This window comes from Bacteroides sp. AF32-8BH, from assembly GCF_003435205.1.
Classification (GTDB): domain Bacteria; phylum Bacteroidota; class Bacteroidia; order Bacteroidales; family Bacteroidaceae; genus Bacteroides; species Bacteroides ovatus.
Genome location: NZ_QVLZ01000047.1, coordinates 1 through 16,885 on the forward strand (window position 1 = coordinate 1; position 16,885 = coordinate 16,885).

At 41.0% G+C, this 16,885-nt stretch carries 17 protein-coding genes and 1 riboswitch; of the genes, 12 read left to right on the plus strand and 5 right to left on the minus strand.

The features are described 5' to 3' along the window. Positions 1–870: 870 nt before the first annotated feature. Positions 871–1,977 (plus strand): AAA family ATPase, encoded by a 1,107-nt coding sequence (locus DWZ47_RS24790; RefSeq protein ID WP_004306902.1) that lies wholly within the window; start codon positions 871–873, stop codon positions 1,975–1,977. A 263-nt stretch (positions 1,978–2,240) separates the two neighbouring features. On the opposite strand, the gene DWZ47_RS24795 is transcribed toward DWZ47_RS24790, so the two are convergent. Next, positions 2,241–2,465, minus strand: coding sequence for a winged helix-turn-helix domain-containing protein (locus DWZ47_RS24795; RefSeq protein ID WP_004296847.1), 225 nt, complete (start codon positions 2,463–2,465; stop codon positions 2,241–2,243). Between the two features lie 311 nt (positions 2,466–2,776). On the opposite strand from DWZ47_RS24795, the gene DWZ47_RS24800 reads away from it, so the two are divergent. Further along, positions 2,777–3,634, plus strand: a complete 858-nt coding sequence (locus DWZ47_RS24800) for a GyrI-like domain-containing protein (protein WP_117515027.1) — start codon at positions 2,777–2,779, stop codon at positions 3,632–3,634. Positions 3,635–3,698: 64 nt separating this feature from the next. Here DWZ47_RS24800 and DWZ47_RS24805 read toward each other — a convergent pair whose 3' ends face one another. The 3 genes from DWZ47_RS24805 to DWZ47_RS24815 all read right to left on the minus strand — a co-directional run bounded on the left by DWZ47_RS24805 (position 3,699) and on the right by DWZ47_RS24815 (position 5,989). After that, positions 3,699–4,070, minus strand: a complete 372-nt coding sequence (locus DWZ47_RS24805; protein ID WP_004296844.1) for a VOC family protein — start codon at positions 4,068–4,070, stop codon at positions 3,699–3,701. Positions 4,071–4,164: 94 nt separating this feature from the next. Continuing rightward, on the minus strand, positions 4,165–4,968 hold the full coding sequence (locus DWZ47_RS24810; protein ID WP_008776366.1) for a helix-turn-helix domain-containing protein: 804 nt from the start codon (positions 4,966–4,968) through the stop codon (positions 4,165–4,167). A 151-nt stretch (positions 4,969–5,119) separates the two neighbouring features. After that, the gene (locus tag DWZ47_RS24815; RefSeq protein WP_004296841.1) at positions 5,120–5,989 is read right to left on the minus strand and encodes a DUF6845 domain-containing protein; all 870 of its coding nucleotides are present in this window, start codon (positions 5,987–5,989) and stop codon (positions 5,120–5,122) included. A 122-nt stretch (positions 5,990–6,111) separates the two neighbouring features. Here DWZ47_RS24815 and DWZ47_RS24820 point away from each other — a divergent pair, with 122 nt between their 5' ends. The 7 genes from DWZ47_RS24820 (at position 6,112) to pncB (ending at position 12,234) form a co-directional block, all read left to right on the plus strand. Continuing rightward, positions 6,112–6,438, plus strand: coding sequence for a cupin domain-containing protein (locus DWZ47_RS24820; protein ID WP_004296840.1), 327 nt, complete (start codon positions 6,112–6,114; stop codon positions 6,436–6,438). Between the two features lie 312 nt (positions 6,439–6,750). Then, positions 6,751–7,689 carry a DUF1848 domain-containing protein gene (locus DWZ47_RS24825; RefSeq protein WP_004306900.1) on the plus strand — a complete coding sequence of 313 codons (939 nt, stop codon included), beginning with the start codon at positions 6,751–6,753 and terminating at the stop codon, positions 7,687–7,689. Between the two features lie 372 nt (positions 7,690–8,061). Further along, positions 8,062–8,841, plus strand: coding sequence for an SDR family NAD(P)-dependent oxidoreductase (locus tag DWZ47_RS24830; protein WP_004296838.1), 780 nt, complete (start codon positions 8,062–8,064; stop codon positions 8,839–8,841). A 137-nt stretch (positions 8,842–8,978) separates the two neighbouring features. Continuing rightward, on the plus strand, positions 8,979–9,584 hold the full coding sequence (locus DWZ47_RS24835) for a TetR/AcrR family transcriptional regulator (RefSeq protein WP_008776365.1): 606 nt from the start codon (positions 8,979–8,981) through the stop codon (positions 9,582–9,584). Between the two features lie 4 nt (positions 9,585–9,588). After that, positions 9,589–10,314: a hypothetical protein gene (locus DWZ47_RS24840; protein ID WP_117515029.1), complete on the plus strand. Its 726-nt coding sequence runs from the start codon at positions 9,589–9,591 to the stop codon at positions 10,312–10,314. 44 nt (positions 10,315–10,358) lie between these two features. Beyond that, positions 10,359–10,889 carry a hypothetical protein gene (locus tag DWZ47_RS24845; protein ID WP_117515031.1) on the plus strand — a complete coding sequence of 177 codons (531 nt, stop codon included), beginning with the start codon at positions 10,359–10,361 and terminating at the stop codon, positions 10,887–10,889. Between the two features lie 169 nt (positions 10,890–11,058). Then, the gene (gene pncB, locus DWZ47_RS24850; RefSeq protein ID WP_008650402.1) at positions 11,059–12,234 is read left to right on the plus strand and encodes a nicotinate phosphoribosyltransferase; all 1,176 of its coding nucleotides are present in this window, start codon (positions 11,059–11,061) and stop codon (positions 12,232–12,234) included. A 137-nt stretch (positions 12,235–12,371) separates the two neighbouring features. Here pncB and DWZ47_RS24855 read toward each other — a convergent pair whose 3' ends face one another. Continuing rightward, complete coding sequence (locus DWZ47_RS24855) at positions 12,372–12,695, minus strand: thioredoxin family protein (RefSeq protein ID WP_004296832.1); 324 nt, start codon at positions 12,693–12,695, stop codon at positions 12,372–12,374. A 170-nt stretch (positions 12,696–12,865) separates the two neighbouring features. Continuing rightward, positions 12,866–13,070, plus strand: a riboswitch (cobalamin riboswitch). Between the two features lie 131 nt (positions 13,071–13,201). On the opposite strand from DWZ47_RS24855, the gene accC reads away from it, so the two are divergent. Genes accC through DWZ47_RS24870 form a run of 3 tightly spaced genes read left to right on the plus strand, consistent with a single transcriptional unit; the run spans position 13,202 to position 16,804 of the window. Next, positions 13,202–14,716, plus strand: coding sequence for an acetyl-CoA carboxylase biotin carboxylase subunit (gene accC / locus DWZ47_RS24860; RefSeq protein ID WP_074559085.1), 1,515 nt, complete (start codon positions 13,202–13,204; stop codon positions 14,714–14,716). A 22-nt stretch (positions 14,717–14,738) separates the two neighbouring features. After that, positions 14,739–15,248, plus strand: a complete 510-nt coding sequence (locus DWZ47_RS24865; protein ID WP_004306894.1) for an acetyl-CoA carboxylase biotin carboxyl carrier protein subunit — start codon at positions 14,739–14,741, stop codon at positions 15,246–15,248. 20 nt (positions 15,249–15,268) lie between these two features. Further along, the gene (locus DWZ47_RS24870; protein WP_004308982.1) at positions 15,269–16,804 is read left to right on the plus strand and encodes an acyl-CoA carboxylase subunit beta; all 1,536 of its coding nucleotides are present in this window, start codon (positions 15,269–15,271) and stop codon (positions 16,802–16,804) included. Positions 16,805–16,885: the final 81 nt, after the last annotated feature.

The following is a 16,885-nucleotide window of genomic DNA, read 5'->3' on the forward strand; positions in this document are numbered from 1 at the left end:
TAATCATCTGTGAATCAAATAGATAATACTATGAGAAATAAAACACAAAAGGGCATTTCTCATAGTATTGCCATGATTTAGTCCGTAAAATCGAGCATTTCTCATAGGGTTTAAACTATTTCTCATCTTATTCTCATACTCCGTCTATACATTTTACTCATTTCTCATACAGTATAATTGTAGTTTTTCCGGACTTTTGCCGGATTTACGATTACTCCTTTCCTTCTTCGGTTTTATTAAGCAACTTCTTGCTATTTACTACTTTCCTGTATGTTATTCACCTTATACCTTTATGTTTTTCCCTAATCATTGTTATTTCTTCCTACCACTATTCGTATCGTTGCACTCTAGTGAACAGATCGTTGCACTGGAGTGAACGGTTCTATCTACTCTAGTGAACAGACCTTTCCACTCTAGTGGAACGATTCAGATACCGGTAGGAAAACATGAGAATATCTACTCCATACACTTTCATAAACGCTTTATAATATATTATTAATCAATACATAACTGAATATGTAGCATTGAATCTATTACAATTAATTAGCCTCTTTGCCCTACGAAAGATTATGAGAAATGCCTTGAAAAGCTATGAGAAATACTTTGTTTTGTGGACAAAATGCTGGTAACACTATGAGAAATACCCTTTCTTCTTTTATTTCTCATAGTGTTATATAACTGATTTGAAGATTGTTATCACATATATTATGAGAACATGAGAAATGAAAATGAAAAATCATTTGCAGGAGCTTTGATATAAATACAGGAAACTATCCACGCCTATGTTTTTCGAGAAAATGATAAATCGGTTCAGTTCATATCATAGATTTATTTCGTACCTTTGCCATTCTATTTATATAAAAAGAAAAAATGAGTAAAGAATACACACTCGCAGATTTCACAGATATTTTTGATTACTCCACAGGATGGTTCAGCGACAGTAGCATTTGTAGTCTATTCTATCAGATATTCAAACGATTCCCTTCCATGAAAATGGTAAAATATAAAGTAAACCAGGATTTTCTGAAAGAAATCAAGGAACTTTATCAGCAAGATGACGCGTTCGATATATTCGAGCATGTGTACTGCAATCATTTTGAAAATGAAAAAGAAGAAGAGGAGGAAGAAGAAGATAATACATCTACAAAAGAGTTATACGACTGTATCGTTATCTGCAAAAAGAATTTGATGATCGGCTATTTTGATAATTGCGTAAAGATTGTCTATTCCAATATCGACAAGGAGGAAATCAATCAGATCAATCAGATTTGCGAAAACCACAAGAAGGAAAATGAGAAACTTAACAATCTATTTATAGTAACATACTCTCATAACTACTTCAGCCTGAAACAATCGCAAGTTAATGAACCTGCTATTCAGATTGATCGTCACTATAACGATGATTTTGTTCCCGTAGCTGCCGAGATCGAAAACTTTCTGCTGGAGGACAACAAAAGCGGATTAATCATTTTGCATGGAAAACAGGGTACAGGAAAAACGACTTATATCCGCCACCTTATCAATCTTGGAAAAAAGAGAATGATCTATATGAGTGGAGACCTGGTAGATAAACTTTCGGATCCGAGCTTTATCACTTTCATCCGCCAACAAAAGAATTCTATCTTCATCGTAGAGGATTGCGAAGAACTATTGTCAAGCCGCAACGGAGGCAACCGTATGAATGCCGGCTTAGTCAACATACTGAATATTAGCGACGGGCTATTGAGCGATGAATTGTGTATCAAATTTATCTGCACCTTTAATGCTCCATTAAAAGATATCGACGAAGCATTGCTTAGAAAAGGACGTCTGGCTGCCCGATACGAGTTTAAAGACCTGACTACTGATAAGGTTAATCAACTAATCAAGGAAGAAAGCCTGGATATTCCCGAACAGACACACCCCATGACACTGGCTGAAATCTATAATTACGAAGGAATGGATTTCTCCCAGGGAAGAAAACGGGTAGGATTCTAAAGATATTCTCCGGAATAGAATTGCCAGAGAAAAAACAGGCAATTATTATTGTGGAATACAAGTATATAAATTTTATCTACATCCGGACACGATTCGACATTTTTATACGTTTATTATACGTTAAAAGAGTTGCCCTATTATTGAGCAACTCTTTTAAATATAAAACTTCTTAAGTTCAAACTTAACTTGTGATACCTTATACGGACATATTCTTACTTATAAGTTAACGGAACTTCAAAGATATTCACTCACAAAACCTGCTATTATCCAAAGCTGAAGGGAAAAGCGCTTTCATCAGATAAAGCAATTAATCCATTTTTCCGTTGGATACAAATTTTGTTCTCTCGTGCCAACCAACCGGCGGCCAATGCTGTACTTTCTACGCTTAGGTTTAATCTTCTCGCCAATTCAGGTATTGAAATTTCACCAATTTCTTTCAGGGCATACCAGACCTTTCCGGCATTGTTCCCTACAATTGTTTTATCCATGGCTATTTTTATTAATAATTCGGTTACAATATAATCATTTTAATAATAGTTTATAACAAAACCGGCTTTTTTATTTTAGTTTTTGACATTATTTAAAACAAGAAAATCAATTTCGCAATTAACGGTTAAAAATTTGGTCATGGTTCACACCATAACACCACTGTAAGGTACATTATATATCAAAATAAATTCTCAAAACAGGTATAGGGCAACCATAGAAAGAAAATAGAAAGTTGACATTTCCGCAATATCGGACAAGTCATTTCGCTTTTTTACCAATACCTTTGCGAAGTGAAATACCAAAATTAGTTATGCAACAGAAAAAAACAACGAAAGAGGAATATCAAAAGTGCGTAAATGTTGTAGTGGAATACATCATCCAACATTTAGGAGAAGATATTGATTTAAAATCTCTGGCCAGAATTTCAAACTTTTCTCCTTTTTACTTTCACCGGATCATGAAAGCTTTTCTCGGTGAACCGATTGGTACGTTTATTGTCCGGACGCGGACAGAAACTGCCGCACGCCTACTCCGCTACTCGGATATTCCGATTGCTGACATCGCCTACCGGATTGGTTACGCATCCCCTTCTTCATTATCGAAAGTGTTCAAGCAATTTTATGGCATTTCACCTTTAGAATATAGAAACAATAAAAACTTTGTAATTATGAAACCAGCGATTATCAGGCCAGACCTGGAACTAAAAAAAGAGATCAGAAATGTCTCCGAACGGAATGTGATTTATATCCGCCTTACAGGCGACTACAAACTGAATGATTACGGTGGCACTTGGGGCCGTTTATTCCAATTCATCAAAGAACAAAAACTGCCGATGGGAGATTTCAGCCCGCTTTGCATCTACCACGATGATCCGAAAGTGACGCCAGCCGAGAAACTGCGTACAGACGTATGCATGGTAATGCCTGTAAAGGTTGGCCCCAAAAGTGATGTGGGATTCAAGGTTATCCCAGCCGGACGTTATGCTATTTTCCTTTATAAAGGCCCGTATGACAATCTGCAAGCTGTGTACGATACGATTTACGGAAAGTATCTGCCCGAAATGGAATGTACGATACGTGATGAAGCCAGTGCTGAACGCTATCTGAACAATCCATGTGACACTCCCCCCGAAGAGTTGTTGACGGAGATCTATATTCCGGTAGAATAATCCGGATAAGGGGACGAAGGAACAGCAGTCACTTCCAGACAGGCTGTTCCCTCTTCCCTACCTGTTATTTTTCAGCATAGACGCCAATCCTGTTTCCTTCACTATCCGTGAATACGGCAAACCATCCTTTATCGTCTGCCTCAATCTTTGTTTTGGGAATGACAACTTTCCCTCCTTTCAGAAGTACTTTTTCCAACGTTTGTTCAATATCCTCACAGTTGAAATGGATAAGTACGCCATGCGTTGAAGGAAGAAAGTCGAAATTTGAAGCATAAGAAATAGCACCGACGGTTTCACCTTCTTCCGTGAAACAAGCCATTTTCTCTGTTTCACATTCAAAAGTCGGAAGTTGCACACCCAACACAGTTTCGTAAAAATCGACAGCCCGACGGAAATCGGTAGCAGGAATCTCAAAAAATGCAATTAATTTTTTCATCTCGTTTCTTTTTTATGGTTACTACTAAGCCTTTGCAAAGACATTGCAAAAGTAGGGTAACACGAGGAAGCCCGATAGAAAAAAAGAGACATCTTTAGAGTTCAGAGAAATAATCGGAATAAGGGGCGCATACAGAAAGATACTCCGCAGGGGTATAACCGGAAAAGAGTTTGAATTCCTTTATCATGTGAGACTGATCGGAAAAGCCACATTCATAAGCCACTTGTACAAAAGGAATCGTAGCATCCTGTTGCAGCATGGATAACGCCCGTTGCATACGGATAATACGAATAAATTCCTTGGGAGTAGTGCCGACATAATCGGCGAAGATACGCCCAAACTGCTTACTGCTCAAACAGGCTGTTTCCGACAAATGAGAAATATTGATTTGCGGCCGGAGGTTTATTTCATGAAAGACAGCAGACATCCGCTTGAGATTATACTCGGGAAGAGTGTATAAACGACGAAGAAAAAACTGCTCTATCAACCGAATACAAACTGCATTATCAGAAGTATCCGTGACCTGTTTCACTAAATCCGACAGTTCTACATCTTCCATCGCATCGGTATCTACAGTCTGCCCATGGAACAAATGACTGGGTATATGAAACAATGCTTTTACCGCATAAGGTTGAAAAACAACAGTAATCATCTCTATCCTGCCTGTAGACATCACATCCGAGAAACCGACCGATTGTCCGGAAATAAAGGATTGGGGTTGCAGCTCCGACTCGCCCAACAAAAGAAGTTGTTTCCCTTTATGGAATACCAGTTGCATGCAGCCAATAGGCAGAGTCCGTTCGGAGACAGGAGCTATTGAGTCGTCTTGCAATATCCAGTAATGCCGTATATAGGGAGCCAGTGCAAAACAGGGTTTTATCAGTTGAAATGATTGCATATAACAAAGATATTATTTCTTAATCCAAATGCAAAAGTAAAACTCCTGTTTAAAAGGGGATAGTAAAAAAAGGACTTCTTTACTTAATTAAAAAAGCATCCCCTGCTTGAAGAAACATGATTGCAACTCATTCAAACAGAGGAAGAATTCTTTAGATAACGGAAAGTCCATATTCGTAGGCTTCCGACATCGCATTGTAATCTGCATCGGAATATGCGCCTTTATCTCTTGCTTTCTGCATATCTTTCATAAACGATTCCACAGAAGACAGGAAGCTATAATAATTCTTTTGCTCTTCATCATAGCCTGTGACAGCAGGAAGTTTCTTTGCAGCTTCGAGTTCTTTCTTCAATTCTGCCATCTTCACATCAATGCGAGCACCCTCCAGTACATGTTTGCGGGAATAAAGATTCATTATGCTTTGCACAGTGCCGGACATCTTACGCATAGCCATGATTTGATCTTTCAACGGTTCGTCGGCAAGAAGTTCTTTTTCAGCCTGTTCCGTGAGAGGGCTTAGAATATCAAAAATCACTTGTTTATATTCGGACATTTCTACACTTAGCCGATAGTTTTCATCCAAGAGCTTGCCAGCCTTGGCTGTCTCTTTGGCCTGCTTGTAAGAGAGAAACTTATTAAAATTATCATAGAATTGCGCCCGTGCACTGAAAAGTCCTCTATAACTCTGCTTCAGATTCTGACGGACTTGTATATTAAAGTAATCTCCCGGATCCATCAATTCCGCAGTGTCTCTGGCAGATACTTCAGGCGGTGCTATCGGAGATACTTCAGGAACTTTTCCTGTCTGTTCCATATATCCCAAGACCGCATTTACGTCTTTTGCATTAGCTACATGCCTCAACACGATGAGCGATGTATGATAATAGTTTATCACTTTACTGGCATTATCCAATTCCTCCGGAGTGACGGAGGACGCAGCCTGTTTCTTGTTTCCTCCCGAACAGGAAACCAATAAGAAAGCACCTATCAGTGCTCCAAACAATAAGATATTCTTCTTCATAATAATGGTTAGTTTATTGAGTCTTTCGTACTATAACAATAAAAATCGTTTTTTGTTATAGACAAACAATGCATATTCGAAAAGTGTTCTCTATATGATATTAACTTAAAAATAAAACAAATATGGAACAATCATTTCAAAAAGGAGTTGTGCTCCATTTGGCTTCTCTCATTGAATATACTGAAGGAGGCGTTATCAGCAAACAGTTAATCAAAAGTCCGGCAGGAAATATCACTTTATTTTCTTTTGATAAAGGAGAAGGGTTAAGCGAACATCGTGCCCCGTTTGATGCGCTCGTGCAGGTATTGGAAGGGGTAGTGAATATTACTGTAAACGGAACTCTGTTCACCGTAAAAGCAGGAGAAAGTATCGTATTTCCGGCGAATGCGCCGCATGCCCTTACAGCAGTGGAGAGATTTAAGATGCTGTTGACTATGATTAAGGAATAAACAATCATAGTGTATAAAAACAAAAAATGGCTACTCATCACGAGCAACCAATCTTTTGTTAACCTTAAATCTAATACTTATGAAAAAAACACTGTACAAAGGTACCATATTTCAGGTAAATAGCAAATTCTAGAGCCTAAACAGCCCATATTATAACAGGGTTTAATACTCTGGAAAGCGCATTAACATTTCAGACTTCACACGTTAACATTTAACATATTCATTCACACTAGTTACTTCTTGGGTAAGTAAGAATACAAAAAAGAGGGAATCATTGAAACAACATCGTCTTTTTTTTTGTAACTTTGAACTATGATAATCAGTGCCAGCCGCCGGACAGATATTCCGGCATTCTATTCCCAGTGGTTTTTCAACCGGATTAAAGAAGGATATGTATTAGTGCCCAATCCATATCATCCGAAAATGATTAGCAAGATCTCTCTATCTCCTGCTGTAGTAGATTGCTTTGTTTTCTGGACCAAGAACCCGGCACCTATGCTCAACCAACTGGAGAAATTGCAGGATTACAACTATTACTTCCAATTTACACTTAACCCCTACGGAGAAAAGCTGGAAAATCATTTGCCCTCCATCGATAAACGAATGGATACCTTTAAAAAGCTGGCTGATAAAATCGGCAGGGAAAGGGTGATCTGGAGATATGATCCGATACTGACGAACGAGGAATACAATGTTTCTTTCCACCAGGAAGCATTTGCCCGGATTGCCGACGAACTCAAAGACCACACTGCCAAATGTATGCTGGGATTCATAGATCATTACCAGCATATCCGGAACTCTGTACGGTTATTCAACATCCATCCGCTGACTCAAGAGGAAATAGAAGAAATGGCTGTCTCCTTTAAAAAAACAATCGACGTTTATCCTGACATACAGCTGGATACTTGTACTGTAAAAGTGGATTTAAGACATTTAGGTATTCCGAGCGGCCTGTGTATTGATAAGGATCTGATAGAAAAGATCATCGGTTATCCTATCCTCGCCCAAAAGGATAAAAACCAGCGTAACATCTGCAACTGCATTGAAAGCATTGATATCGGAACTTATGAAAGTTGCCTGAACGGATGTATTTATTGTTATGCCATCAAAGGCAATTATAACACGGCAGTATATAATAGGAGAAAACATGATAAAAACTCACCGCTACTCATCGGCCATTTATCCGAAGATGATATCGTAAAGGAACGGGAGATGAAAAGCCTGCGGGATAACCAATATTCGTTGTTTTAATCTCTTCGGTCTGCAGTTGACTTACAGGCATAAAAAAAGGCTATCTATCCCAGACAGCCAATCTTTTGTTAACCTTAAATCTAATACTATGAAAAACACAGTACAAAGATACGGACTTTTCGGTTTTCTCCAAATTTTGAGGCCAAAGCAGCGTATCTTATAACATGGTTTAATAGAATCAGAGCCGTATTAACAAATGAGTGGGCAGGCATTAACATTTAACAGTTTTCTTAAATAATCAGAGCGTAAAACTGGAAAAGATGCAAAAGTTTTCGAATCGAACACCTTATCTTATTAAAGAGAGTTTATGAGGGCTAACAAATTCCTCTGCCAGCTGTTTCTAATAAAAGGTAACCATCAAATTCCCATTATATGAACAGATTCGAAAATAAAGTAGTTGTCATCACCGGTGCCGCCGGTGGTATCGGCGAAGCAACCACACGCCGCATTGTCTCCGAAGGAGGCAAAGTAGTCATCGCTGACCATTCCGAGAAAAGAGCGGAGCAGCTTGCCAACGAACTCACGCACGCAGGGGCTGACGTGCGTCATGTCTATTTCTCCGCCACCGAACTCCAGAGTTGCAAAGAGTTGATTGATTTTTCCATGAATGAATATCAAAGAATAGACGTACTGATTAATAATGTAGGAGGAACTGATCCCAAACGTGACCTTAGCATCGAAAAGCTGGACATCAACTACTTTGACGAAGCATTCCATCTGAATCTCTGCTGCACGATGTATCTTTCCCAACAGGTCATTCCTATCATGACTGCCAATGGTGGTGGGAACATTGTCAACGTAGCTTCCATAAGCGGACTTACGGCTGATGCCAACGGTACTTTATACGGCGCCAGCAAAGCGGGTGTCATCAACCTGACGAAATATATCGCTACTCAAATGGGAAAGAAAAACATCCGTTGCAACGCCGTAGCTCCGGGACTGGTACTTACTCCCGCTGCATTGGACAACCTGAATGAGGATGTACGTAATATCTTCCTCGGTCAATGTGCCACTCCTTATCTGGGAGAACCGGAGGATGTTGCAGCTACCATCGCTTTTCTGGCTTCGAACGATGCCAGATACATCACTGGACAAACGATTGTGGTGGATGGCGGACTGACCGTTCATAATCCGACAGTGGCGTTATCATAAAACGACCGGATAACGTATTATCGGTAAAGATGATAGGTTATTAACCGGCAACCATTACAAAAAATAATCTCTTTTTCCTTGATGTTACCGATAGGAAACATATCTTTGTGACCAGTCAGTAACAAAAGTATCAAAGTATGGAAAAAGAGATTACTAAAAACAGACAGGCTACGGAAATGACCCTGATTACAGCCGTCAACGACATCATTGAAGAAAGCGGTTTCGAGGGGTTGGGGATCAATGCGGTAGCAGCCAAGGCCAAAGTTTCAAAAATGCTTATCTACCGTTATTTCAATTCGCTGGATGGACTGATAGCAGCCTACATTCAGCAGAACGACTATTGGATTAATTTCGATGAAGAGTTACCGGATCAGGCTCATTTAGCCGCATTTATCAAGCAGATATTCAAAAGACAAATCATGCGGTTACGGGAGAATTATACATTGAAACGCCTGTATCGCTGGGAACTGACAACGGACAATAAGTTTGTGAAAGAGTTGCGCAACAAACGGGAAGAGAAAGGAATCTGGCTGGTAGAGGCAGTCAGCAAACTATCAAAACATCCGAAAAAAGAGATTGCTGCTATGGCTTCCATCATCACCGCAGCCATCAGTTATCTGGCATTGCTCGAAGAAAACTGCCCGGTCTACAACGGCCTCAAGATTCAGCAGGAAAGCGGCTGGGAGGAATTGGAAGAAGGCATCAATCTATTAGTAGACCTCTGGTTACAAAAACAACTCTAATCAAATGAATAAAATGACAATAATAGGAATATGGTTTCTTTCTCTATTGATAAATAGTGGATGCAACCGGGATTTAGTAGAATACGACAGTAACGATCTTAAAATATCTATTGAAAAAGGGGAAGAGTGGTTGCATAATTTTCCTTTGTTTCTAGGCATCAACATCAAAAATCCGCCCCAGATTGCAATCTGGACTGAAGACATGGAAGGGAATTATCTGTCCACCGTGTATGTGACACACAAAATAGCCACTCAATCCTGGCAAGCCTCCGGCGGTAACCGCCGAAAGGAAGCGCTGCCGCATTGGTGTTATCAACGGGGAATCCAATATGAAGACGGGTTATATCTCCCTAGCAAAAAGGAACCGTTGACGGACGGTATCAGCGGAGCTACTCCGAAAGGTAGTTTTAATGTGAAGATGTCGCCAACCGGGAAGTTGAAGAAGTTTATAGTCAAAATTGAAATCAATCATTCTACAGATTTCAATGATGCATATCCGAAATCGGCCAAAGAAGGAGACGCCAATTACTCCGGTGGAAAAGAAGGGAGCGGACAGCCTGCCCTTGTCTACGCAGCAGAAGTGGATTTGACTTCCGGCAAGAAAGAATTTACAGCCAAACTGATCGGACACAGTAGCCCGGATGGAAGTAATGGAGATCTTACCAAAGATACTTCTTCACTCACAACTGCATTGCATATCGTTAAAAGTATAACCGTGTATGTGCAATAGCAGTAGCTAACCATAATATTATCAGACTCTATCCTTGCATCATTATGAGGAAATTTATATTCATCTTTGCGCTGCTATCTTTCATCACTGTATGTGCCGACGGACAAACAAACAGCAGACGTCTCTCTTACACTACATATATCGGGACAGGTTTTTCTATGAATCAGCCTTCTTACACGCCTTTCAACTGGCAAATCGTCAGTCACTACCACATCAGTCAACGGTTTGCCATCGGTGCGGGTAGCGGACTTTCTGTTTATGAGAAGTTGCTCATTCCGCTTTATGCCAGTGCGCAATTTTATATAACGAAGCCCAGGAGACTGACTCCTTATCTGGAATGTCATATCGGTGGGTCTTTTGCCACAGACAGAGAAGCAAACGGAGGCTTTTACCTCTCTCCTTCCATCGGTGCACAATTTAAGGTCAACCGGAAATTTAAACTGAATTTGATGGCAGGTTATGAACTCCAGAAACTGGAACGGACAAAGAAACAGGAAGATCCGTATTTCCATACGACGTTTAAGGAAGAATTGTCACACCATTCCATTACGTTGAAAATCGGCTTGACTTATTGAGGTAACTATAATAAGAGATAAGGAATTTGCCATTGCAAACAGAATATATATTCAGATCCTGGCTTTATTCCCCTCGAATAAAAAAAGGCATAATTATTAATGATTAAGTCGTTATATTATTCAACAAATACTAACTTTACGACGTTATAAAATATAAAGAGCGAACGAAATGATTGTTAAGACATTACTAGATACCGATCTTTATAAGTTTACCACATCGTATGCTTATATCAAACTGTTTCCCTATGCAATGGGCACGTTTAGTTTCAACGACCGGAATGAAACTCAATATACCGAAGATTTCCTGAAGGCACTCAAGGCAGAGATCAAGAATCTTAGTCAGTTGAGGTTTACGGAAGAGGAGCTGGAATATATGACGAAAAACTGCAGATTCCTTCCGAGAGTCTACTGGGAGTGGTTGTCTTCTTTTCGTTTCGATCCGAATAAGATTGATATTCATCTGGATGAAGCTTGTCATCTCCACATCGAAGTGACTGACTTGCTTTATAAAGTGACTTTATACGAAGTGCCTTTGCTCGCTATTGTCTCCGAAATCAAAAACCGTTTCTTTGGCAATGTAGCAGACATGAACGAGATTCTTTGCAAGCTGTCGGAGAAAATAGAATTGTCGAATCAACATCAGCTTCGCTTTTCAGAGTTCGGCACACGGAGAAGATTCTCCATTGATGTGCAGGAAACGGTTATCAAGAAGCTGAACGAAACAGCGCAATATTGCACCGGAACTTCCAACTGTAACTTTGCAATGAAATATGGAATGAAAATGATGGGAACTCATCCACATGAATGGTTTATGTTTCATGGAGCACAGTTCGGATATAAACATGCCAACTATATGGCACTCGAAAACTGGGTGAATGTTTATGACGGTGATTTAGGTATCGCACTTTCCGATACATATACTTCCGGCATCTTCCTTAGCAACCTTAGCCGTAAACAAGCCAAACTTTTCGATGGAGTGCGGTGTGATTCCGGCAATGAATTTGAGTTTATCGATAAGCTGGTTGCCCGCTACAAAGAGTTGGGAATCGACGCGACAACCAAAACCATCGTATTCAGCAATGCCCTAGACTTTACAAAAGCATTGGATATTCAAGAATACTGCAAAAACAAAATCCGCTGCTCTTTCGGGATCGGTACCAATCTCACCAACGATACCGGGTTCGAACCTTCGAACATCGTGATGAAACTGACACAATGTAAGATGAATGTCAATCAGGAATGGAGGGAATGTATCAAACTGTCTGATGATGAAGGAAAACATACCGGCAGCCTTGAAGAGGTACAGGCTTGCCTGTATGAGTTACGACTCAACAGAAAGCAATAAAAATAAAGAAAAGCAGAAAGTATTCTCCGGTGAGGTACTTCCTGCTTTTCTTTATGCATATTAGAAGTATGCCAGACAAAGACATACCAGCATAGAATCAGCTACGCATATCATTGTAACAAACTATGCAATAATCGTCAGGATTTGAATCCTTTCACTGCTCTTTCCAATCTTTCCAAAGGTAATTCGCCGGATTGTCTCCAGAGCTGTTGTCCTTTTCTAAAAAGAATAAAGGTAGGAGTCGACTCAACTGTATAGAAATCTGTAAGGGCTGGTTCCTGATCGATGTCTACCAATACCACTTCCAATGTTCCTTCCATCAGTTTCTTAAATTCTTCAACAACCGGTTTCATACGTTGGCAATGAGGACACCACGTTGCATAAAACTCTGCCATTACCCAATCACCGTTAGCCAGTTTCTCCTGATTTCTTTCTTCACGAGCTATTTTCTTTTCTTTCATACGAATATCTCCTTTTAATTAATTACTATCAACCTAACAATATCAGGAGAAATATAGTTTAGAAAAGTAGCAAGGTTATACACTAATTAAAGAATCCTTATTTAAAGATAAGCATTGCACAAAAATGAAACTTTCGTGCAAAAAAGGAACATCTTATTTAATATTTATTTATCTTTGCCCCCCGAAATGGTTCAGAATCCGTATCCAACGGATGACGATTAATAGGGAATCGGGTGTAAGTCCCGAACAGTCCCGCTGCTGTGAAGCTCTGTTCAATGTCTTATAATTGAACTAATTTAACGCCACTGATGTTAATCGGGAAGGCAAATAAGACAAGAGTCAGTCAGAAGACCTGCCATTTTGTGTAAGACGCTCCCCTCCTCGTGGGTTAGGAGAAAGAGCATCACTTGTTAAGCCCCAAATCAAAAAAATACTGTTTTTCGTCGGGTGGAGTATGTCCATTAGATGGGAAGACATTAATAAGTATGTACTTAATTGAAAAAAGTATGATAAAAAAAATCTTAGTAGCCAATCGCGGTGAAATTGCCGTAAGGGTGATGCGCTCCTGCCGGGAGATGGAGATAACGAGTATCGCTATCTTCTCCGAAGCAGATCGGACCGCGAAGCATGTGCTTTATGCAGACGAAGCTTATTGCGTAGGGCCGGCAGCATCCAAAGAGAGTTATCTGAATATAGAAAAAATCATCGAAGTGGCGAAAGCAGCTCATGCGGACGCCATCCATCCGGGTTACGGCTTCTTGTCCGAGAATGCTACCTTCGCCCGTCGATGTCAGGAAGAAGGAATCATCTTTATCGGACCTAATCCGGAAACAATGGAAGCCATGGGGGATAAAATTGCTGCCCGTATCAAAATGATCGAGGCGGGAGTACCCGTTGTTCCCGGCACACAAGACAATTTGAAAAGTGTGGAAGAAGCCATAGAGCTTTGCAATAAGATCGGATATCCGGTGATGCTGAAAGCTTCTATGGGCGGTGGTGGAAAGGGTATGCGCCTCATCCACAGTGTCGAAGAAGTGAAAGAAGCTTATACCACTGCCAAGAGCGAATCGTTGTCTTCCTTTGGCGATGACACGGTTTATCTGGAGAAGTTCGTTGAAGAGCCTCATCATATCGAGTTCCAGATTCTTGGTGACAAGCATGGAAACGTCATTCATCTGTGCGAACGCGAATGTTCCGTGCAACGCCGTAACCAGAAAATCGTAGAAGAGACTCCTTCGGTTTTCGTCACTCCCGAACTGCGGAAAGACATGGGTGAAAAAGCGGTAGCCGCGGCTAAAGCAGTAAACTACATTGGTGCGGGTACTATCGAATTTCTTGTTGACAAACACCGCAACTATTATTTCCTTGAGATGAACACCCGTTTACAGGTGGAGCATCCGATTACGGAAGAAGTGATTGGGGTAGATTTGGTGAAAGAGCAGATTAAAGTTGCCGACGGACAGGTGCTTCAACTGAAACAAGAAAATATCCAGCAACGCGGACACGCTATTGAGTGTCGTATTTGTGCCGAAGATACAGAAATGAATTTCATGCCGAGCCCGGGTATCATCAAACAGATTACAGAGCCGAACAGTATCGGTGTACGTATCGACAGTTATGTGTACGAGGGATATGAAATTCCAATCTACTACGACCCGATGATCGGTAAACTGATTGTATGGGCTACCAACCGCGAATACGCTATCGAGCGGATGCGCCGCGTACTCCACGAATATAAGTTGACCGGTGTGAAAAACAACATCAGCTATCTGCGTGCCATCATGGACACTCCCGATTTCGTGGAAGGTCACTATGATACAGGATTCATCACCAAGAACGGCGAATATCTGCAACAACGTATCATGCGCACTAGCGAACATTCCGAAAATATTGCTTTGATTGCCGCCTATATGGACTACTTGATGAACCTCGAAGAGAACAACAGCGGTATGGCTACCGACAACCGTCCTATCAGCAAATGGAAAGAGTTCGGACTGCACAAGGGAGTGTTGAGAATCTAATTTTAACAAAGAGAATTCAATTATGGAAATTCATATAGGAAACCGTGTGGCCGAAGTAGAGTTGGTCAGCAAGGAAGATAACAAGGTGGTGCTTACCATTGATGGAAAACCGTTTGAAGCAGATGTAGTGATGGCGGAAAACGGCACTTGCAACATCTTGATGGACGGACGCAGTTCGAATGCACAGCTGATTCGCCGTGATAACGGGAAAAGCTATAAAGTGAATACGCATTATAGCAGTTTCAATGTAGAAATTGTGGACAGCCAGGCAAAATATCTACGGATGCGCAAGAAAGGGGAAGAGGAACAGAACGACTGCATCATTTCTCCGATGCCGGGCAAGGTAGTGAAAATACCTGTTGTAGTCGGTCAGGAAATGAAAGCGGGAGATACTGCCATCGTTATCGAAGCAATGAAAATGCAGAGCAACTACAAAGTGACTTCGGATTGCCGCATTAAAGAAATTCTGGTTCAAGAAGGTGATAGCATAACCGGCGAACAGACATTAATAACATTAGAACCGATTGCATAATAATAAGAACGGATTGCATTATGGAAGAAATAAATAAAGCATACGCCACGTTCGAGGAACGTGACCGCATCGCTTCTCTTGGTGGAGGCGTTGATAAAATAGAGAAGCAACATGAAAGCGGTAAAATGACTGCTCGCGAACGTATCGAGATGTTACTCGATAAGGGTACTTTCGTTGAACTGGATAAGTTGATGGTTCACCGTTGTACGAACTACGGTATGGATAAGAACAAAATTCCGGGAGATGGTATCGTATCCGGTTACGGAAAGGTGGACGGTCGCCAGGTGTTTGTTTACGCTTATGACTTTACGGTATATGGCGGCTCACTGTCAGCTTCCAATGCTAAAAAGATTGTGAAAGTACAACAACTTGCATTGAAGAACGGTGCCCCGATTATCGCTTTGAATGATTCGGGCGGTGCACGTATCCAGGAAGGGATCGAGAGCCTTTCCGGTTATGCTGATATTTTCTATCAGAATACAATGGCCAGCGGTGTGATTCCACAGATTTCGGCAATCCTGGGTCCTTGCGCCGGAGGTGCCTGCTACTCTCCTGCCCTGACCGATTTCATCTTTATGGTGAAAGAAAAAAGTCACATGTTTGTGACTGGTCCGGATGTAGTAAAAGCTGTGATTCATGAGGAAGTAAGTAAAGAAGAGCTGGGTGGCGCAATGACACATAGTAGCAAGAGCGGTGTGACTCACTTTATGTGCAATACCGAAGAAGAATTGCTGATGAGCATCCGTGAACTGCTTTCTTTCTTACCGCAGAATAATATGGATGAAGCTAAGAAAAAACCTTGCACTGACGAAACAAACCGCGAAGATACTTCTCTGGATACAATCGTTCCGGTAGACCCGAACGTACCGTATGACATGAAAGACATTATCGAACGTGTTATAGACAACGGCTATTTCTTCGAAGTGATGCCGAACTTTGCTAAGAATATTATCATTGGCTTTGCCCGTATGGCAGGTCGTTCGGTAGGTATCGTAGCGAATCAGCCAGCTTATCTTGCCGGTGTTCTCGATATTGATGCCAGCGACAAAGCAAGCCGTTTTATCCGTTTCTGCGATTGCTTCAATATTCCATTGATTACATTCGAAGATGTTCCGGGATTCCTTCCGGGATATACACAGGAAAACAATGGTATCATCCGTCACGGTGCAAAAATAGTTTATGCATTTGCAGAAGCCACTGTTCCCAAACTGACAGTGATTACCCGCAAAGCTTACGGTGGTGCTTATATCGTAATGAACTCCAAGCAGACCGGAGCTGACGTGAACTTCGCTTACCCAAGTGCAGAAATTGCTGTGATGGGTGCGGACGGCGCCATCAATATCCTGTTCCGCAAAGCTGACGAAGCAACAAAGGCCAAGGAACTGGAAGCCTACAAAGAAAAGTTTGCCACTCCGTATCAGGCTGCCGAGCTGGGATATATTGACGAAATCATTTATCCGAGACAGACTCGCAAACGTCTGATTCAGGCACTGGAAATGACGGAAAACAAGATGCAGACAAACCCGCCCAAGAAGCATGGTAATATGCCTTTATAACAACTAGATAAGGTGCGCAAAAGCACCACTCATAAAACGAGCTTGCAGAGATTCTATGATATACTTTAGGAGATTTGTAAG